This is a genomic window from Herpetosiphonaceae bacterium (assembly GCA_036374795.1).
Lineage (GTDB): Bacteria > Chloroflexota > Chloroflexia > Chloroflexales > Kallotenuaceae > LB3-1.
The window spans coordinates 23955-43071 of record DASUTC010000112.1 but is presented as its reverse complement, the minus strand read 5'-3'; the positions used below and the strand labels follow the sequence as shown (position 1 = coordinate 43071).

General features: G+C 59.2%; 16 protein-coding genes. 4 read left to right on the top strand and 12 right to left on the bottom strand.

The window, feature by feature from the left end; translation table 11 throughout:
• Positions 1-761: 761 nt before the first annotated feature.
• The 4 genes from VFZ66_07620 to VFZ66_07605 all read left to right on the top strand — a co-directional run bounded on the left by VFZ66_07620 (position 762) and on the right by VFZ66_07605 (position 6351).
• Positions 762-1553 carry a thioesterase domain-containing protein gene (locus tag VFZ66_07620; GenBank protein ID HEX6289043.1) on the top strand — a complete coding sequence of 264 codons (792 nt, stop codon included), beginning with the start codon at positions 762-764 and terminating at the stop codon, positions 1551-1553.
• Positions 1554-1821: 268 nt separating this feature from the next.
• Entirely contained in the window at positions 1822-5040 is a 3219-nt protein-coding gene (locus VFZ66_07615; GenBank protein ID HEX6289042.1) for an amino acid adenylation domain-containing protein, read from the top strand.
• Between the two features lie 252 nt (positions 5041-5292).
• Positions 5293-5673 (top strand): DUF5655 domain-containing protein, encoded by a 381-nt coding sequence (locus VFZ66_07610; protein ID HEX6289041.1) that lies wholly within the window; start codon positions 5293-5295, stop codon positions 5671-5673.
• Between the two features lie 180 nt (positions 5674-5853).
• Positions 5854-6351 (top strand): DinB family protein, encoded by a 498-nt coding sequence (locus tag VFZ66_07605; GenBank protein ID HEX6289040.1) that lies wholly within the window; start codon positions 5854-5856, stop codon positions 6349-6351.
• An 83-nt stretch (positions 6352-6434) separates the two neighbouring features.
• On the opposite strand, the gene VFZ66_07600 is transcribed toward VFZ66_07605, so the two are convergent.
• The 12 genes from VFZ66_07600 to VFZ66_07545 all read right to left on the bottom strand — a co-directional run bounded on the left by VFZ66_07600 (position 6435) and on the right by VFZ66_07545 (position 18890).
• Positions 6435-7631 carry an AarF/UbiB family protein gene (locus tag VFZ66_07600; protein ID HEX6289039.1) on the bottom strand — a complete coding sequence of 399 codons (1197 nt, stop codon included), beginning with the start codon at positions 7629-7631 and terminating at the stop codon, positions 6435-6437.
• A gap of 265 nt (positions 7632-7896) precedes the next feature.
• Positions 7897-10452 (bottom strand): ATP-dependent Clp protease ATP-binding subunit, encoded by a 2556-nt coding sequence (locus VFZ66_07595; GenBank protein ID HEX6289038.1) that lies wholly within the window; start codon positions 10450-10452, stop codon positions 7897-7899.
• Positions 10453-10561: 109 nt separating this feature from the next.
• Positions 10562-11065, bottom strand: a complete 504-nt coding sequence (locus tag VFZ66_07590; protein ID HEX6289037.1) for a flavin reductase family protein — start codon at positions 11063-11065, stop codon at positions 10562-10564.
• A 293-nt stretch (positions 11066-11358) separates the two neighbouring features.
• A complete protein-coding gene (locus VFZ66_07585) occupies positions 11359-12075 on the bottom strand; it encodes a helix-turn-helix transcriptional regulator (protein HEX6289036.1) in 717 nt (238 codons plus the stop codon).
• Positions 12076-12449: 374 nt separating this feature from the next.
• Positions 12450-12980: a hypothetical protein gene (locus VFZ66_07580; GenBank protein HEX6289035.1), complete on the bottom strand. Its 531-nt coding sequence runs from the start codon at positions 12978-12980 to the stop codon at positions 12450-12452.
• 90 nt (positions 12981-13070) lie between these two features.
• Entirely contained in the window at positions 13071-13334 is a 264-nt protein-coding gene (locus VFZ66_07575; protein HEX6289034.1) for a hypothetical protein, read from the bottom strand.
• 21 nt (positions 13335-13355) lie between these two features.
• Positions 13356-13781, bottom strand: a complete 426-nt coding sequence (locus VFZ66_07570; protein ID HEX6289033.1) for an acyl-CoA thioesterase — start codon at positions 13779-13781, stop codon at positions 13356-13358.
• A 63-nt stretch (positions 13782-13844) separates the two neighbouring features.
• Entirely contained in the window at positions 13845-14360 is a 516-nt protein-coding gene (locus VFZ66_07565; GenBank protein ID HEX6289032.1) for an SRPBCC domain-containing protein, read from the bottom strand.
• Positions 14361-14471: 111 nt separating this feature from the next.
• Positions 14472-15404, bottom strand: a complete 933-nt coding sequence (locus tag VFZ66_07560; protein HEX6289031.1) for an enediyne biosynthesis protein UnbU — start codon at positions 15402-15404, stop codon at positions 14472-14474.
• A gap of 18 nt (positions 15405-15422) precedes the next feature.
• Positions 15423-17366: a CRTAC1 family protein gene (locus VFZ66_07555; GenBank protein ID HEX6289030.1), complete on the bottom strand. Its 1944-nt coding sequence runs from the start codon at positions 17364-17366 to the stop codon at positions 15423-15425.
• Positions 17363-18319, bottom strand: a complete 957-nt coding sequence (locus tag VFZ66_07550; protein ID HEX6289029.1) for a DUF1702 family protein — start codon at positions 18317-18319, stop codon at positions 17363-17365. The genes VFZ66_07555 and VFZ66_07550 overlap by 4 nt, the downstream gene beginning before the upstream one ends.
• 334 nt (positions 18320-18653) lie before the next feature.
• A complete protein-coding gene (locus VFZ66_07545; GenBank protein HEX6289028.1) occupies positions 18654-18890 on the bottom strand; it encodes a hypothetical protein in 237 nt (78 codons plus the stop codon).
• Positions 18891-19117: the final 227 nt, after the last annotated feature.

Below are 19117 nucleotides of genomic sequence, written 5' to 3'. Positions count from 1 at the left end.
GACGATCTCCAGCAAAGCATCAATCGTGTGTATCACGATCAAGATCACGTGTCCTACCTGATCCTGCCTATTATTGAGCGGTAATAGCACTCGTGTTGGAGACTCACAGGCTTGCCGGGAGGTGCGCACTCACGACCCCGATTCCTCATGCTGCACCTCCCGGTCGAGCCATACCAGCGGTCGGTGTGGCTTGAGAACATCTTCGGTATTTCGAGCTAACCCTGCTCGATCTGTGTCGCAATGAAGAGCTTTTCTTTAATGCACCGCGATCCGTTTACCTTCTTTAACACATCCAGACGGTAACATCCTGACGCTTAAGCAGCTTCTCTATCTTTGCATCTATTCACAAGATCAGGTGCTTTTCTTGGAGTCAGCAACATACAAGAAGTATTATCCAGACACTCATCGTACACTAGCTATGTCAAGGTCGAGAGGAACCGTTCACACATCATAGCTGGTGTCGTCGTATTGGTTGCCGGTTAGCGGCTTTGTACTCGGTCATAGCGGTCGTCTGGATCTGGTCCTCTCGTTCGTGGTGGGGCGTTGCGTCATGGCTGTGATCCAAGAACTCATCACGAGTCGAGAATTGACATGCGCATCCGGCCACTTTTTGAAGCCAGCCTTCAGCTCTTTCTCTTAACACAACTAGTGATTGTTGTTCGTGCCAGGATGCTTCGATAGAGCGGCCATCTATCGATCGGCACAAACATATCTTGTGCGTAGGTCATATCAATGAGGAAAACCCCTGAAAGGAGCACACCATGACCGACACTGCCGATGTATCACCGGGTACCTGGTTCGTTGAAAATGACGAGCTATTTGTTTCGTCCGACGGGTGGCTCCGGTTTCCCCGTCCGCGACCAGAGGCTGAAGCGCGGCTGATCTGTTTCCCGCCCGCCGGTGCTGAGGCCTTTATGTACGATCGATGGGTCAACTTCCTGCCCGAATCGCTTGAATTATGTGCCGTCCAATTGCCGGAAGGGGAAGAGTATAACGACGTTCAGCAGGTGATCGCCACCCTGTCCGAGTCGATTGTCGAGCAGAGCCGCGCCGGTCAGAAGCTGATCTTCTGCGGTATCTGCCTGGGCGCACTATGGGCCTACGAATCGGCGCGCTATTTACGTGCCACCCACAACGTCGAGATTGCGCATCTGATTGTCGTGACGTATCCAGCGCCGGATCAGCAGGCTCCAACGATTGCGTTTATGCGCACATCCAACTTTATAAACATCATGACGAGCTACTTCCCGGCAGAATCGCCTGAGCATCAGTATGTGCTCTCGCGCCTGCCGTCGATGATGTATGCGGCTGATCTGGCCGAGCAGAATCTTCCTCCATTCGATCGACCGCTCGATTGCCCGATCACGGCCTTCGCCTCCATCCACGACCAGGTCATCGATCCGCAAGTGTTGTCGACATGGAAGCCGTACACCACCGGCAGCTTCCACGTTCACATGTGTGATGGCGATCACTTCTACGGCGATCATCATATGGAGGAGTTTTTGCAGGCGCTGGTGGGCTATCTTGAAGCAAGTGGATTGCAAAAAGTCTAGTTGCTCAAGCATACACATCAGAAGCTGGCGCTTTCGACAAGCTAGAAAGCGCCTGTTTCCCTTGACTGGTCGGACGACGATTTGCACGCATTGCTGACCGACAAAAGCTCGTCCATATCACAAGGAAACATGCATGAGCGAGAACAATCGTGTACGCCCGCTGGCACAGCTTTCCTCGGACCCACGGATAGCGAGCTTTCGCAAGCGCCAACAGCAAAAAGCGCAGGTCGTATCCAAACCACCGCAGATCCCGCGTCAGAGCAGGGCAGTGGCTATATTTCCAACATCGTTTGCGCAGCGGCGCTTCTGGTTGCTCGAAGCATACGCGCCAGCGCTGGGCCTGTGCCATGTCTCACAGGCGTATGACATCAGCGGTCAGATCGATCCCGCGGTTCTCCAACGATCGCTGGATGCTCTGGTTGCGCGGCATGAAGCGTTACGGACGACGTTTCACGCGACCGACGATCTGCCGGTTCAGGTTCTTGCCACGCAGAGTACGTTTCCGCTCAGTGAGATCGATCTACGGGCAGAGTCGGCGACGACGGTCGAGGCGCTCGCTCTTGATCTGGCAGCTCAGGAAGCGCAACGTCCTTTCGATCTTCAGTGCGGCCCGCTTGTACGGGCTTGCCTGCTGCGGCGCAGCGACGATCGAGCGCTGCTGCTGCTCACGCTGCACAAGATTATCGCCGATGCTTCTTCAATCCATATCTTGATGCGTGAGCTTGCATCGTTGTACAGCGCATTTGCCACCGACCAAACGGCACATCTCCCCGAGCTGCCGATCCAGTATGTGGATGTTGCTGTCTGGCAGCACCAGCAGATGGAAGCCGACAGGCTTAGCAACCAGGTAGAGTACTGGCAGCGGCAGCTGGCAGCGCTTCCGGCGCTCGAACTCCCGACAGATCGGCCTCGATCCGCGACGCCAACCTTTAGTGGTGCCGTGCAGAGTCGCGTGATGTCCGCCCGTCTGAGCCCGGCGCTCGAGGATCTGGCGCGGGCCGAAGACGCGACGCTCTTCATGGTGCTGCTGGCGGCCTTCAACGTGTTGCTGTACCGCTACTCCCAGCAGACAGACCTGGCAATCGGCACGCCGATCGTCAATCGCAACCGAGCAGAGATCGCGGATGTGCTTGGCGTCTTCAGTAACACGCTGGTCATGCGTAGCGATCTCAGCGGCAATCCCAGCTTTCGCCAGCTGCTACATCGGGTGCGCCAGGTAGCGATTCAGGGGTATACACACCAGGATCTCCCGTTTGAACGGCTCATCGAGCTGGTGCAGCCGGAGCCTGATTTCAGCCGTCCCGCGCTCTTCCAGGCCATGTTTATGCTTCAGCCGCCAGTAGCTGATCTTGCATTCGCGGGATTGACGCTCACGCCCCAGCTCGTCTCCAGCCAGGCTGCCCAGTTCGACCTGAACGTATCGGTACAACCGGCGACGCAGGGGCTATGCGTCGCCGCCGAGTACAACACCCATCTGTTCGATCCGGCGACGATCGAGCGAATGTTGGGCCACTTTGAAACCCTGCTCACCGCCATTGCTAGACAGCCAGACCAGCGCATCGGGGTGCTGCCGATGCTGCCTGACGCCGAATACCAGCGCATCCTGGTTGATTGGAATCGAACCGACGCCGACTACCCGCGGACGTACTGCCTGCATCAATTGTTTGAAGCGCAGGCCGCTCGTTCGCCTGAACGTATCGCCGTGGTTTGCGACGGGCAGCAGATTACCTATGCCGAGCTTGACCGGCGGAGTAACCAGCTAGCACGTCTCCTGCGTGAGCGCGGTGTCTGCCCGGATGCGCTGGTGGCGATCTGTATGGAGCGCACGATCGACCTGATCGTCGGACTGTTGGGCATCCTGAAAGCGGGTGGCGCCTATGTCCCACTCGATCCAGCCTACCCCGCCGAGCGACTGGCCTATATGCTTTCAGAGAGTCAAGCGACGCTGCTGCTGACTCAAGCACAGTTGATGCCTGCGCTGCCCAAACATAGCGCGCAGATCATCTGTGTTGATCGGGATTGGCCGATGGTCGCACAACAAGCATCCGACCCGCTGGTGCCAGAGGCGCTGCCCGACAATCTGGCCTATGTCATCTACACCTCCGGCTCGACCGGTAAGCCCAAGGGCGTACAAATTCCTCACCGCGCGGTGGTCAACTTCCTCCATGCGATGCGCCAGCGACCCGGCCTGACCGAGCAGGATACGCTGCTTTCGGTCACGACTATCTCGTTTGATATTGCCGGCCTCGAAATCTTCCTGCCGCTGACCGTCGGCGCGAGGACTGTCTTGGTCAGTCGCAGCGCCGCCGCAGACGCCGATCAACTGCTGGCAGCGCTGGCGAGTTCGCAGGCAACCGTGATGCAGGCCACGCCTGCTACCTGGCGGCTGCTGCTGGATGCGGGCTGGCGCGGCGATCCCACGCTGCGCATTTTGTGCGGCGGCGAAGCGATCCCGCAGGATCTGGCGCAGCAGCTACGGGCCAAGGCAGGTGCGGTCTGGAATATGTACGGGCCAACCGAAACTACGATCTGGTCGGCTGCCACGCCGCTTGGAGCGGAATCCGTTCTGATCGGCGAGCCGATCGCCAATACGCAGCTATATATCTTGGATCGCCAGATGCAGCCCGTGTCGGTGGGCGTTCCCGGCGAGCTGTTCATTGGCGGCGACGGATTGGCCCGTGGCTACCGTAATCGCCCGGATCTGACCGCTGAGCGCTTTGTGCCGAATCCATTTGCCACAACAGCTCCGGCGGGCTCAGGGAGCCGTATGTACCGTACGGGCGATCTTGTGCGCTATACGTCGAATGGCTTGATCGAGTTTGTGGGCCGGATCGACCATCAGGTGAAAGTGCGTGGCTTTCGCATTGAGCTGGGCGAGATCGAGTCGGTGCTGCGCCAGCATCCTGCCGTGCGCGAGGCGATTGTCCTGGTGCGTGAGGCGGGTGCCCTTGGGGCGAAACAGATTGTAGCCTACATCGTTGAGAGCCAGGAGGCGCAGGAGCAGAACAACGAACAACCAGCAGCCAATCCCAAGCTCGATTCTGCCAGGTTCTCTGCTCGCTGCGCTCCCCAGGAGCTGCGCCGCTTTCTCCAGCAGCGGCTACCCGACTATATGGTGCCGAGCGGGTTCGTACCGCTGGATACGCTGCCACAAACGCCCAACGGCAAGATCGATCGCCAGCGATTACTGGCGCTCAATGTTCCCGTCTCGGAGCCCGATCGCGACATCATCGCGCCACGCACCCCGACCGAGGAGCTGCTGGCCGGGCAATGGGCTGCACTGCTTGGTCGGGAACAGGTAAGCATCCATGACAGCTTCACTAAGCTTGGCGGGAATTCGCTGCTGGGCATCCGGCTGATTGCCTGGGTCCGCGAGACATTTCAGCTAAACGTCCCAGTACGCACGCTCTTTGATCGTCCGACAGTCGCGAAGCTTGCAGCCTGGATCGATCTCCAGCGTTCCAAAGCCGCAGCAGCAGAGCTGTGACCAACCGCTCCTGTAGCACTGGTTTTTTGAGCGGCTGACGCCCCACAGCACGCCTGCACGGCCTGGCACCTGTCGAGTCCGACAGGAAGCATCTGCCATAGCTGGTAGCCTAAAACTGTCGTGAGCGCGCTGTTGCCTGGCCGCTGCATCTGCTAGAGTACCTATCAATCAACCTCATCCAGTTTCAGGATGTGGAGCTGTGACGGAAGATTCGAAGCCTCTCGCTTCACGCCGTCAGAAGGAGAATCTCTCATGGAAGCCACGGAAACCGTTCTGGAAACCCAGCCGACCAGCGACCCGGAGTTGGATCGAATCTACGCAGGTGCTAAAGCAAAACTCCGCCCGATCCACGAAAAGCTAATGGCTCGCATCCAAGAATTTGGCCCGTTCGAGATCGCCCCGAAGAAAACATACCTCAGCCTGCGCCGGAAAAAACAATTCGCTACCATCGGCCCGGCCACGAATACGCGCTTCGAGGTCGGCATGAACAAGAAGGGCATGCCCCCGACCGATCGCCTGATTGAGCTGCCCCCTGGAGATATCTGTTCCCACAAAGTGAAGCTGACCGACGAGTCGGAGGTTGACGACGAGCTGGTCGCGTGGATCAAGCTCGCCTACGATAACGCAGGCTAAAACCAGCGCGGGCAGCAAGTGCTGACGTGATCGGCACCTGCGGCAAAGCCCGATGCTCCAAGCTCCTAACCTGGCTATCACCCCAGCTTTGTTGTACCCTGCCTTAACTAATGGAACACATGCATTCGATGGGTGCGCGCTGTTGCCGCACCCATCACGGTATGCACGAAAGGAGTTGGTATGACAACGCTCCCTGATGCACTGAGTGTGGCATCAATGCCAACGCTTCCCGATCTGATCGCACTGGTGGATATGGTCGGGCAGGCACAAGTCGACCTCTTCGCCCAAATCACTCCCAGGCAGCTTGATACGCGTGAACGAGGCGGCTGGACAGGGCGCGAAATTCTTTCGCATATCATCGGCTCGTGGCAGCGGGTTCCGCTGTGGGCCAGCTTCTACCTTGATGCCGATTCGACCACGCCGGTGCCGATCCATACCCACGATCCATTTTGGATTCGTGAATGGCAGACAACCCCGGTGACGGGCTTTAAGCTGAGCCTGGCTGCGGCGATTGGTGGTAATCACGTGTTTCTTCGGTCGCTGGACCCTGACGTATTGGGCCGCACGCACCCAACGCCGTTCGGCGTGATCCCGTTAGCTGCGTTTCTTCAGATTAACTATCAGTTCCATATCGGCGGCAATCATACGCCGCAGCTACAATCGCTGCTGGTAAGCTAAACCAGCAGCGATTGCCGCCCACAGACCGCCTTCGTAGCAGCTCGTGAGCCGCGCACAAGCGGATGTTGATGATGCATGGTGTTTTACGCGGGCGTGGCTGCCGCTGCTGTCGGCTCTACCTGGGCTGTCGTGCCGCTTGCTCGGCGTGACCACACCGGGATCAGTACCTTGAGCAGAAACGGCTGAGCTTCGCGCTGAAAGTCCAGATCGGCACAGTACGTTTTAACGATTCCTTCAAAGACCAGCAGCGCAAGGATTGCCATTACGAAATTTGGTGAGGCGCGTAATCCGAAGCGTCGTTGAATATCGAAGAGCTGCATCGCGAAGCCGGCGACCTGGAACTTATCGGCGCGAGTCTTGGTGCTGCGGGCGATGAGATCGCAGACCGCGCGCTCAAACTCAGGATACTCGAATGCTGGTGGCACCGATAGCGCGATGTCGCGCATGATCGTCGCGCATTGTTGCCCGCCATTGGTGACAATCCCAAAGAAGAACTTGGCGAAGAGGATCTGCTCCTCCGGGGTAAACTTTTTCACGAAGCCCGTGTCCAGAAAAGTGACGTGACCATCGCTCTGAAAATACATATTTCCAGGATGCAGATCACAGTGGATAAAACCATCGATAAAAATCATCTGGTACAACGCCTTGAGCGCGGTCACGATCGAGCTGCGACAATCCACGCCCCGCTCATACAGCTCGTTAATATGGGTCAGATCCGGTAGAAACTCCATGACCAGCACCGCGTCGGTGCAATATTCCTCGACAAGGGCTGGCAGGCGTACGTGCTGATCATGGGCAAAGTGGCTGCGGAATCGGCGGTTATGGTCGGCCTCATGGCGGAAATTGAGCTGCTGCGTGATCGCTTCGCCTAGCTCGTCGATGACTTCAACCATCGGCACCGAGCGAAGCGCCGGGATGCGTACCATCAGGCCGGCGGTCCAGCGCATCAGCCGCAGGTCGGTGTCAACCATGCGGATAATACCGGGACGACGAATCTTGACCGCAACCGCCTGGCCGCTATGGAGCGTTCCCCGATACACACAGGCGACGCTGGCACTGGAGATCGGCTGCGCATCGAACGTCGCAAAAACATTTCCTGGGGCAGTGCCAAGCTCCCTGGTAAGAATCTCCGGAACGTGCCGGGGATCAAAGGGAGCGACGCGATCTTGGAGGCGCTCCAACGGCTTGAGGATAGCCGATGGGATGAGGTCGTAGCGGGTGCTGAGCAGCTGGCCGAACTTAATATAGGTTGTGCCGAGCGATTCACACAGCTCAGCCACCGTTTCGCCTAGCAGCGATTGCCAGGAATGTGGCCGTTTCGTGATGGAGTACCAGGCGCTGCGCGCGGCCCAGCCCGCTGCTGCGCGACCAAGGGCCAGTAAGCAAACGCTCGCCCGGCAAACGACCTGGAGTGCATGGGTTAATCGATCGTAGCGGTGCCGCATGACATAGCTCCTCGTACGATTTCGTGAGGCGGCTTCCGGAAATGCCAGGAGCGCGAGGCTTGGGCTTGTGCCGCAGGCCTCGCGCTCGGTGGCGGACGTTCTAAGCGGGAATGCCTTCTTCGGCCATCAGATCGTTGAAATCATGCAGCGGCTGGAGCTGAAGCTCCATCGAGCCATCCTCCGCTGTCGTCGTCGTGACGATCACGGTATCGCCGGATCTGAAGCGTCCCTCAAGGATGCCTTTGGTGAGCGGGTCCACGATCAAGGAGGTGATGACGCGCCGCATCGGGCGAGCGCCGAAGACCGGATCGTAGCCGCGCTCGACCAGCAGCTCGTAGGCATCTTCGCGGACCTCAAGGAACAGATCGCGCTCTTTAAGTTGCTGCTCCGTCCGTTTGATCATCAGCATGGCGATCTGGCGAATCTCGTTGTTGGTCAGGGGCGGGAAGATAATCGTCGCGTCCACGCGGTTCAAAAATTCCGGACGGAACAGCTGCTTGAGCGCGCCGTCCACCCGCAGCCGCACATCGTCGGCATCGATGTCGCTCCGACCCAGATTCGAGAAGCCCAGCCGCGACACGCGCTGAATCTGATCGGTACCAACGTTTGAGGTCATAATAATGATCGTGTTGCGGAAGTCCACGCGCCGTCCCTGGCCGTCGGTGAGCTGGCCGTCCTCTAGCACCTGGAGCAGCAGATTGAATGCATCGGGATGGGCTTTCTCGATCTCGTCGAAGAGCACCACCGCATACGGCCTGCGTCGTACCGCCTCGGTCAACTGGCCGCCTTCGCCATAGCCGATATAGCCGGGAGGCGAGCCGACCAGCCGCGCCAGGTTGTGCGACTGCTGGAATTCCGACATATCGATCTTGATCAGCGAATGCTCAGAGCCAAAGAGAAACTCCGCCAGCGCCCGCGACAGCTCGGTCTTGCCGACGCCGGTTGGTCCCAGGAAGATAAACGAGCCGATTGGACGCTTGGGATCATTCAGGCCCGCTCTGGCCCGCTGTACCGCATTGGTAATTTTCGTGATCGCCTCATGCTGCCCAATCACCCGCTCATGCAGCGCAGCCTCCATGTTGAGCAGACGACTCATTTCGTCGCTTTGCAGCCGTTGCACCGGAATGCCGGTCCAGCGGCTCACCACCTCGGCGACGTCTCCCTCGGTGACGTAGGGCCGCTGCGAAGCTTCGCCGTCTCGCCCAACGCCAAGCGCGTGCTCAAGCTGCGCGATCCAGTCGAGCATACGCGCTTCTCGCTCACGGAGGCTGGCCGCCAGATCCGGCTGCTGATGCTCGCTGATCGCGCTCTGCTCTTTGCGAATCGCCTCCAGTCCGCGCCGGGCCGTTCGCAGCGATGGCGGCGTCGTGGGACGAAACACGCGCACCCGCGCGGCAGCCTCGTCCAGCAGATCGATCGCTTTATCGGGGAGAAAGCGATCCGGCAGGTAGCGCGCCGAGAGCGTCACGGCTGCTTTAAGCGTGTCTTCTGAGATCTGGAGCTGGTGGAAGGTTTCGTAGCGGCTCTTGATGCCGCGCAGAATATTGAGCGCTTCTTCTTCGGTTGGCTGCTCCACCAGCACCGGCTGGAAACGACGTTCCAGCGCGGCGTCACGCTCGATATGCTTGCGATATTCCGACACCGTGGTCGCACCGATCAGCTGGATCTCGCCACGCGCCAGTGCGGGTTTGAGCAGGTTCGCCGCGTCCAGCGATCCCTCACCGCCGCCCGCCCCGACGATCGTGTGAAACTCATCGATGAACACGATGCACTGCGTATCCTTGATCTCATCGATCACCCGCTTCAGCCGATCCTCGAACTGGCCGCGATACTTGGTGCCCGCCACCAGCGCGCCCATATCCAGCGAGACGACGCGCTTGCCTTTAATCGTGTCGGGCACATCGCCGGAAGCAATGCGCTGGGCTAGCCCTTCCACGATGGCCGTCTTGCCAACGCCAGGCTCGCCGATCAGCGCGGAGTTATTCTTGGTGCGCCGCGACAGAATTTCGATCACCCGCTCGATCTCCTGGATGCGGCCAATCACCGGATCAAGCCGCCCAGCCGTCGCCCACTGGGTCAGATCGATGCTGAGCACATCGAGATAGGGCGTTTTGCTCTGGCTCTGATTGGCGCTAGCGCTGGCGCTGGCGCTGGCGCTGCGGCTGGGGTAGCTGCTGGAGCGATTGGATGACATCGCCGCTGGCGGTCCAGAATCGCGGAGTGCCTGCATCACCTGATGACGCACCTGATCCGGCGAAACGCCTAGCATGTCGAGCACGCCGGTAGCTAGACCTTCACCACCGCGCAGCAGACCGAGCAGCAGATGTTCGCTGCTCACCTCTTTTTGATTGAGCCGGGCAGCTTCCTCATAGGCGCGGTCGATCACGTGGAGCGCTCGTGCCGTCAGCGGATGCTCGATATACGTCGATCCGTGGCCTGTGCCAACCAGGAACTCCACGGTCTGTCGCGCCGAAACGAGCTTGATGTCCAGGTCGGCAAGCGCCTGTGCCGCGATGCCCTCGCTCTCATGCAGCAGCCCTAGCAAAATGTGCTCGGTCCCGATGTGGGGGTGATTGAAGGCGCGGGCCTCTTCGCTGGCGAACTGCATGACTTGCCTGGCTTGCCTGGTAAATTGGTCAAATATATGTTCGGCCATAATCCCTCTCCAACCACATAGTCGGGACCATTCTCCGCCCCGGTTGCTGTCAGTTTGTTGGCATTGCAGGATTTCAGCGATCCTGCTGATCGATGTTGCTCAGTGCGGTCTATACCTGGTAGGCCAGCCTGACTTTCTCGAACTGCTGGTACCCGCCGCGATAGTAGAGCAGCGGGCCGCTATCCACCGTCCTGGTTCCGGTAGCCAACACCTGTCCGATCAGAATCAGGTGATCGCCGCCGTCGTAGCACGAGCATAGCTCACAGTCCAGCCAGGCCAGCGCACCGTCAAGGATCGGCGCGCTCGTAGCTTCTCTGTGCCACTGCTCGGTCGCGAATTTATCCTGAACCCGCCGCGACGCAAAACGCTGCGAAATCTCGGCCTGGTCTTCGGCCAGAATATTGACCGCGAAGACCCCGGTGCGCTGAATGACTTCCAGGCTGCTGCTCTGGCGATCGATACAGACCAGGATCAGCGTGGGTGAGAGCGAGAGCGACGTAAACGCGCTCACGGTCAATCCAGCTCGCACCGTACCGTCGCTCGTCGTCACAACCGCCACGCCTGAGGCCCACATGCTCATAGTCGAGCGAAAGTTTTGTGGATCAACTGTCATCGCAGCACTTCCCTTCTCACCGCCCCTGCTTCCTGCGCGTAAGCGCGCGCCAACGTTTGTGGCGGGTTTGTCTTCAGTAGTGGTGATGGACTTACCTGTTGATAGGGATGATAGAGGAGATCCGGCATGCGATCTTCTTTGAACTTGCCAAGTTTCGCCGCCAGACCAATGATCGATCATATACCGTTCAGCATGGCTCCCGGCTCGATCTGGTGCTGCCGGTACCGCCCACATGGTGCGCGGTACCGGCAGCATCGTTCAGGAACGTGATTCAATCACTGCGTTCAGTCGGGTCAGGCAGCGGCAATGCTACTCGCCAGCGTGTGCTGCGCCATGAACGACGGGAGCGCCGTTAGAATCGGCGGGTCGATCAGGCTGGCCCGGCGTAGCCTGACATCGGCACTGCCTTTAATAATCTGGCTGTCTTTCACGGTCAGCGGGTCTCGCGTCGCACCCACATACAACAGCGACTGATCGGGCAGCAGGTACTCCAGCGAATCGGCGTGCTGCTGGTATGCCACGGCGCAAACGTAATAGTGGCCGTCCGGCACATCCGGGATCGCGAATGTTCCTAGCTGCGTGGCGCAGATACAGCCAGCCGGTCTGCCCTGGGGAACCGGCGTCGAGAAGAGGCCGACAAAGATCGGGCCGTTGATCATGGCGGTCGTGCTGATCTGGCCGGTCACGCAAGGACCAGCATGGAGCGGATCGAGGATCTGATCGTCATACTCGACAAAGCCTTCGACATCGAGCAGCGCGTGGTCATCGGCAAATCGCCGGAGCTGGCGCGGCGACACGCCGACGAACTGGGTAAAGAGCGTCGTAAAGGTTCCCTGGCTGTTATAGCCGACCTCAAAGCAGACCTCCGTCACGCTCAGGTCCGTCGTCAATAGGAGCCGCTTGGCCGCTTCGATGCGCAGCGCGGCCAGGAACCGGCGCGGCGGAATCCCGGTAATATTGCGGAAGATGCGGTTAAGATGATACGGGCTTAACATGGCGACATCCGCCATATCTTTCAACGAAAGCGGTTCGTCCAATCGCTCGTACATTGCCCGAATCACTCGCTGGACGGCATCCCAGCGGGCAGCTTTGGTATTCGCACGGCAGCCTGACGATAAACGTTCCAGGTTAGGTGCCGATGTGCTTTCACCATCGAAAACAGGAGCGGTCAGCGCGTTAGCAAACATGGTGCTTTCCTTCTCTATTCAGCGAACCGATGTTCCCAAAGGCGTTTTTGAGCACAGCGATCCTCAGGACGCTCGTACGTCTGCATCGAGCGCCGAAGCCTGGAGCGTCGTCAGCGACAGAACGCTCCCGGTGGCTCAGTCGGAGCGGATGGTTAGGCCGGTGATCAGCCGGTTGCAGATGCGCGGGCCGACGGCTACTATGGAGCCGACACGTACGGCCTTTGATGGACGGCGCAGCTACAGGTCGTCAATGCAAGCTCCTTTACCGAGGGATAGCGGTGGTAGAGCATGGCGATCACCATCGGCACAAACACCACGGCGTTGTAGAACAGGTGCAGCTCCAGGCGTGGGAAGACCAGCTGAAGAAGACTTGTGGGCGCCGCTGCGCCAAAGAAGGGAGTGAGAGTCAAGGCCTGGATCAGGAGCAGCAGATGCTCGAAGTGGTGCCAGACCTGGATGACGAGCGCGATGTCCCACCAGGTGCGGCTACGGCCTACAAAGCCGGGACGCAGCAGGATGAAGCCGATCAGCATGACGATCGCATAGCCGTAGTGCAGCCACTCCGACGAGACGAGCCAGGGAAAGACGAGGCCAAGCGCGCCGCCGGCAACGCTGCGGTGCCAGTGCATGCCGTACACCTGATACGCCTGCACCAGATGTTCTACCCAGTGCGCGAGCACGATCACCAGAAAGACCATCAGGGCTGGCTTGTGCCATGATCCGTTCAACCTTCGCATCCATCCTTGCCCGAATGACGAGGTACTCTGTTCATAAATCGCCATTGTCATCACCTTCTTTTTAGCGCTATACCATGCTGCTTAAAAGAGTCTACGCAGACCCAGCGTGTGGAAACCCCAGATCAGGAAGCACAGGCCCAGGCTGACAAAGACCAGCGAGGATTGAACCAGGTGGACCGGCATGCCATCGCCGCTGCCGATCGCGAGCGTAAGACCGGCGAGTGCCGAGATCGCCGCCATGCTCCAGGCAAGCTGGCGCTGGAGCGGCTGCATGGCTACGCTGAAGCTGGAATGTTGCGACGGCAGCGATAGCTTCAGCTCCGGGTGATACGTCATGTCCGACATGCTGATCTTCTCCCTGCCCCGCTAGGCCGCTTCATACATCCGTAATGCTTCGCGCAGTGCGTGTGGCACCGGCACGGGACCTAATGTTTCGCCGCTGCGGCGCATACACGCAATCTGCTGCTCGCCGCGCGCTACTAGCTGCTCGCCGTCGTTTGATCGTCGCCAATATTCAAAGATCATCGTGACCCGGTTTTGCACCAGCGCTCCCAGCTGCATCCGAATCACGATCTCATCCAGCGCGAACAGCTCCGATAAAAATTCACAGTTGACTCGTGTCGTCACCAGGGCAAGACCCTGGGAAAGATCGTTGAGCACCGAGGGCGCGTGATCGCGGAGGAAGAGTTCACGACAGCGGCCTTGCCAACGAATATAGTTCGCGTAGTACACGTTGCCGACGAGATTGGTTTCCTCAAAGCCCACGATATGGCTATACTCATAGGCACGCATAGTTGCCTCCGGCAGCGCGCTCTGGACAGGCGTGCTGCGATTAACTCAGACGCTCGACGAGAATCAGACCACCACCACGCGCTTGAACACCCGCTGGTCGGTCAGTGATGGCTTGGCGCCCACCGCGTGGGGTACGACGCCGTAGGTTACTCCGTATTCCAGGTAATATTTCAAGCGTGTGAGTGCCTCGCCCCAGCCGGCAGCCGAGTCGATTAATACCGCCAGATCCTGATCCGTCGCGGTGTGGCCTTCCTCAGTCAGCTTCACGAGCGTGCCGCCTTCAAGCTCTTCCAGCATGATCGTGACAGTCGTCGGCACGCTCGCGACGATCCATTGGAACATCAGCTTGCGGTTTGGCTCGGCCTCAAGCACAATCCCGTTCGCCCGCAGCGTCAGGTGATATGGCCCGAAATCTTTCCAGTAAAACTGGATCTGGCCGCCTGCCTGTGGGTCGATCCGGGTTCTGTAGGTAAACCACGTATCCCAGCCCTTGCTGCTGGTCAGGATCGCATACACCTGATCTGGCAACACGTCGATATACGTGGTGAAGGCAATACTGGGAACCCTGATTAACGACATACAAGCCCTCCTGATAGATGCCTAGAAGATCAAACACTTTTGAATCATGCTGCGGGCGCTGTAGCATATATGGCTTGCGAGCGCCACGCCCGACGCTCACAAGCCCACGTCTTATTGCTCGTTGCTGGTCGCCACGGCGAGTGACGGTGCGGCAACCTTGCGATCCGCGAACTGCTGGACCTGCTGGCTCAGGTACAGGATCAACCCGCGACCGAGGCAGACGATTGTTAGGGCGAAGAACAGGCCGAAGACGATATGCAGTGTCATCAGCAGGCCATAGAATGTGGCGATGGCAAGGCCGAACACGATCTGTCCTCGTGCGCTGCTCGGCGTTGTTGCCGGATCAGTCACCATGTAAAAGGTGAAGAGAATAAATGCCACGCCGGTCATCGGCCCAAGCGACGCTTGAAACGCCGTGCCAAAGATCAGGTTGCGTACCAGCGCCTGTGCTGCGAAGCCACTCAGCCAGGCCGCGATCAGCGGCAGCCGACGGGTGAATTTGGCGTTCAGCATGGAGCCGGTCATGATAATAAGCGCCGGTAAGAGCCAATCAACCAGGCCGGCCAGATTTTCCGTGAACTGGTAGGGCGGCGAGATACTGACCCACGGGAAGCAGAGCAGGGTGATCGTGATGCCGAAGTTGGACGGGTTCAGGATGTGCCGCGAGCCATTGCCCACCGCAACGCGGATCAGCGTCTTCGAGCTGATCGCGACGGCAGCGGCGAACACAATCGGGAGCAGCCGATCGTTCGGGTAGAGCAGCATCGACACCGCGCAGGCAGCGATATGCGCCGACAGCAGGAAATCCACCAGATTCCTGATCCCGCCCCTGAACGCCACGGGTCGCCGGTCGCGCCAGGCATTCAAGACTTCATAGAGCAACTCCAGGGTATAGGTGGTCGCGATAGCCACCAGCAGATGCGCCCAGGATGGCTCAAAGCCGAGAATTAAGCGACCGATAACATTCAAGATCGTGATCGCGATGGCGAAGCGGCGTAATCCTGCCAGGCGAGTTGATCGATCTTCCAGAACCTGTGTCGCCATGATGCACTTCCTTTGTGATTAAGAGCCGAGTTGGATCGTGTGCCAACCCGCCGTGAGATAGGTGGTTTCGCGGTGAATCGTGCCGCTGGTGTCGCGCCATTGCAGATTGACCTGTAGCGGTGTCGTGCTCGGCACATCGCCCAGGCCAAAGTGGAGATCCGAGCTGCGCTTGCCGGAATGACCATTTCCACCGTCGACCTGCGCCACCAGGGTGCGACCGTCAGGCAGGTGCACGGTTGCTGTCGCGCCGACTGCCGGATGACCCAGCGCCACCAATCCCGACTGAGCCTGGATGCTCGCCGTCGTGCTGGTGCCGACGGGTAAGCGTAGCCGCAGCCCAAGAAATGCATTGGTGTTCGGGCTCTGGTTACGGTACACGCCCGAGGCAGACCACTGGTTCGCGATCGCAAGATCCAGGCTGCCGTCGCCGTCCACATCCGCCGTTGCCAGACCACGGGTTACATGCGGCTCGTCAACGCCGATCTCAGCGGCCAGATCGTAGTAGCGCCCATCACCAGCCCGGACAAAGAATGGGTTGTGCTGATGTCCGGCAATATCGGCGCCTTCCTCGAAGCGCGGCCAGCTCTTGGGATTGGCGAGCAGTTCGTCACTACTCATCGCCAGCTCTTGCAGCTCAGGCCAGCGATTAACCGAACCTCGAATAAACCCTGTCGCCTGGAGCGCTTCAAGCACGCCGTCATTGTTGAAATCGTCGAGGCGGACATCCCATCCCCAGCCGCCACGCGATAGCCCGAGCGGCTCGCTCTCGTCCACAAAGGGCGCGGTCCCGCTGCGGATCTTGTCGAACTGGCCCGTGTTAACAAAGAGCATGTTGCTTTCTTCCAGGGCGTACTCGGTGGCGATATTGCTGACAAAGATGTCTGTCAGGCCGTCGCGGTTCAGGTCGCCAAAGTCCACACCCATGCCTTTGAACGAATCATGGCCCAGGATTTTGGAGCCGGGTGTGGTGATGGTTCGTTCGCCCAGGAGCGGCACAAAATCCAGCCTTCCCGGCGTGGAGCGGTTATGCAGCAGCCGGTCGGGGCCGAAGTCGTTAGCAAAATACAGTTCGGGGAGCATATCGCCGTCCAGATCGCTTGCGCCGATGGCGAGAGTCCAGCCGGTCAGCATCCGGTCATCGATGCGCAGCGGTGTGTCGGTGAAGCTCACCGAGGGATGAGCGCCGCTCGTCGCACCCGACCAGAGCAGAAAATGCTTCCATCCGGCGTTATAAGCCCGTGACATCGAATGCTGCATCTGCTCGGGATGCTTCGAATTGGCATCCAGAATATGCGCGCCGTCGGGGAAGTAATTGCCGACGATCAGGTCGAGATGACCGTCGCCATCCAGATCGGCAAAGGTGGCGGCGTTGGTAAACCAGCGCTCCTCGCCCGGCACGATCTCCTGGCGGGCGTAGGTTGCGGATGACAGCGGCTGCTCCGCGACGCGAGATTGCTGGATGAAGGCAACGGGCGTGCGGCCCCAGTAGTAGGCCACCACGTCCATCAGCCCGTCTTCGTTGAGATCGCCCGGCAGGCAGCCCATAGGTGCCATCGTCGCGGGATCAAAGCGCAGCGGCGCGGCGTCAAGGGTGAAGAGCGGGTAGCGCTCGCCCGTTCCTGGCACCGGCGCGACAATCACCCGATCCACCCGTGTGTCGACATAACATGCATCGTTGGCGAGGCTATCGCCGTCCAGATCGTTGAGCGCGATCGACGCGCCGACCGAGGAGATCCAGGCCGAGATTTGCTTCAGGCTGGGATTGACGTTGCGGATCGATTTGAGCGGCAGGCCAGGCACTTCGGGCAACGGGGTGTAGCTAAAGTCGAATTGAGCGGCAAGCTCGTCACGCTGGCTCTGGGCATACGCGGGCGGCCAGGTCAACGAGTAGAGTGCGGCGATGATCGCAAGCGCGACCAGCCGCGTGCTAAAGCGGCGAAGAAAGCTTCCTGGTCCGGTCATGATGTCACAGCCTCCTCAGCAAAATGGGCGCGAATGCGCCGACGCCAGATCTCATACATCGGATCGGCACCGTCGGCGGGTAGCTGCGCAAGGGCGATGTCGGTTACATGGGCGGCATCATCGGCGGAGCGACCGCACAGCACCTCACAGGCCATGTTTGCATGGCTGGTTGGATTGCCAGCCCGCTGCCGCGCTTTGGCAGCGAAGGACGCGCCCTGCGCGAGGTGTACCCGATATGCGCCCGCGCTCTGTTGCAACGCTTCGATCGCCGCTCGATCCACGCCGCCCGCATAGGTGCATGCTAGTCCGACACCGCTCCACAAATCGGCTTGTCGCTCCGAGGGAAACGACTCGATCCTGTTCACAACGCGAGGGATGTCGGTCCCTTCGACAAACCACAGGCTGCGTCCAAGGCCCTGGTCGAACGCCCGCTGCGCGTAGCCCGAGATTCGTGGCGGCATCGCCCGCTCGACAATATATTTCTGCCAGTGGAAGTAGCCCTGGTGAAAGCCGTAGCCATCCACGGCCAGCCAGCGCAGCATTGGATCGAGCTTGGCAAGCGGTCGCTCGATCCGCCAGCAGAGCCGCGCCCACATCCAGCCGATGCCCACATGAATCATGTACGCGTGATGGTTGCCGGGACCTTCCAGAAAGGCTTGCACGCGATAGGGCCGCCACGGTGTCAGCTGATCCAGCAGCGCCAGTCCCATGCCTGCGCCCTCATAGGCAAAGCCGCGAAACTCGGACTCAACCTCGTCGAGCTGGTGGGCAAGCGTGAGGGGCGCGCTCGTCTTGATCGCGGCATGGTAGCCCAGCAGAAACGTTTGCCCGACGCGCTCCAGGCGCAGCCGCACATCCGCCTGATCGACCCGAAAGCCGCGACGGGCCACGGTCGTCTCGCGCATTGAGATGCCAAAGACCGATCTTCGTACATGTCCAAAAGATACAGTCATGATGTAACCTACATGTGAAATACAGAGCGACAACGTTTGCGAATCAGCAGGACTCAGTACGGTACTGGTGACTGGTTATGATCGGGCTGAGAGCTCGCCTCAGCGCCTCTGCGATTGTTGTATCACGCTGCCCGATGGCGCAACAACGACCGAGACGACAGTTTTACCCACCGTTTACGGCATATCTCCCCTGTCGTTTGCGATAGGTTTCTCGACATGGAAATGGCAGATCGTGGTGCAGGTGCGCCCGAGCCGCTCTGCTGGACAGGCGGCACATCTAACAATATCTGCTCATGGCGTGGGAGGGGCGAGGCGAGCATCTTGGAGCGATGAATCAGTAGCCTGGCTGCAATTCGCTCATGAAGGCGTCGATGCGGGTAATAAACTCATTCTTGAACTTGATCGGTCGATCATATTCCAGGGTCACTAAATAGTCGCCGGAGCGAAAGCGCGGCCAGACATAAATAACTCTGGCTGGAATCGCCGCTAGGGGATGTGATGGATGATTCTTAAATGCCAGGATCATCCCAACCATCGGCTTCGATTCATGGACACGAGCGCGGAGTACCATGATTATCCTCCTTTGGCTGTGATCAGCGGGCATACAGTAGGGCTCAGGGAGCAGGCTATCCATCACGTCCATCATCCAGCGCCACAGATATTATGTGAATTTTGAGACTGTGCATGAGCGTGATGGATAGCCTTTGTTACTGTTATTTGTATAACCTGGCAGTGGTAGATACAACGACACCAGCGACAGTTTTGCCTTGCCGTTAAAAGCACCACGCGCCTGTCATC

What these genes read in the sequence shown, in the direction of transcription:
- VFZ66_07620 (HEX6289043.1), top strand. Translation starts at nt 762, where the DNA reads ATGACCGACACTGCCGATGTATCACCGGGTACCTGGTTCGTTGAAAAT.
- VFZ66_07610 (HEX6289041.1), top strand. Translation starts at nt 5,293, where the DNA reads ATGGAAGCCACGGAAACCGTTCTGGAAACCCAGCCGACCAGCGACCCG.
- VFZ66_07605 (HEX6289040.1), top strand. Translation starts at nt 5,854, where the DNA reads ATGACAACGCTCCCTGATGCACTGAGTGTGGCATCAATGCCAACGCTT.
- VFZ66_07595 (HEX6289038.1), bottom strand. Translation starts at nt 10,452, where the DNA reads ATGGCCGAACATATATTTGACCAATTTACCAGGCAAGCCAGGCAAGTC.
- VFZ66_07590 (HEX6289037.1), bottom strand. Translation starts at nt 11,065, where the DNA reads ATGACAGTTGATCCACAAAACTTTCGCTCGACTATGAGCATGTGGGCC.
- VFZ66_07585 (HEX6289036.1), bottom strand. Translation starts at nt 12,075, where the DNA reads ATGGCGGATGTCGCCATGTTAAGCCCGTATCATCTTAACCGCATCTTC.
- VFZ66_07575 (HEX6289034.1), bottom strand. Translation starts at nt 13,334, where the DNA reads ATGTCGGACATGACGTATCACCCGGAGCTGAAGCTATCGCTGCCGTCG.
- VFZ66_07570 (HEX6289033.1), bottom strand. Translation starts at nt 13,781, where the DNA reads ATGCGTGCCTATGAGTATAGCCATATCGTGGGCTTTGAGGAAACCAAT.
- VFZ66_07565 (HEX6289032.1), bottom strand. Translation starts at nt 14,360, where the DNA reads ATGTCGTTAATCAGGGTTCCCAGTATTGCCTTCACCACGTATATCGAC.
- VFZ66_07560 (HEX6289031.1), bottom strand. Translation starts at nt 15,404, where the DNA reads ATGGCGACACAGGTTCTGGAAGATCGATCAACTCGCCTGGCAGGATTA.
- VFZ66_07555 (HEX6289030.1), bottom strand. Translation starts at nt 17,366, where the DNA reads ATGACCGGACCAGGAAGCTTTCTTCGCCGCTTTAGCACGCGGCTGGTC.
- VFZ66_07550 (HEX6289029.1), bottom strand. Translation starts at nt 18,319, where the DNA reads ATGACTGTATCTTTTGGACATGTACGAAGATCGGTCTTTGGCATCTCA.
- VFZ66_07545 (HEX6289028.1), bottom strand. Translation starts at nt 18,890, where the DNA reads ATGGTACTCCGCGCTCGTGTCCATGAATCGAAGCCGATGGTTGGGATG.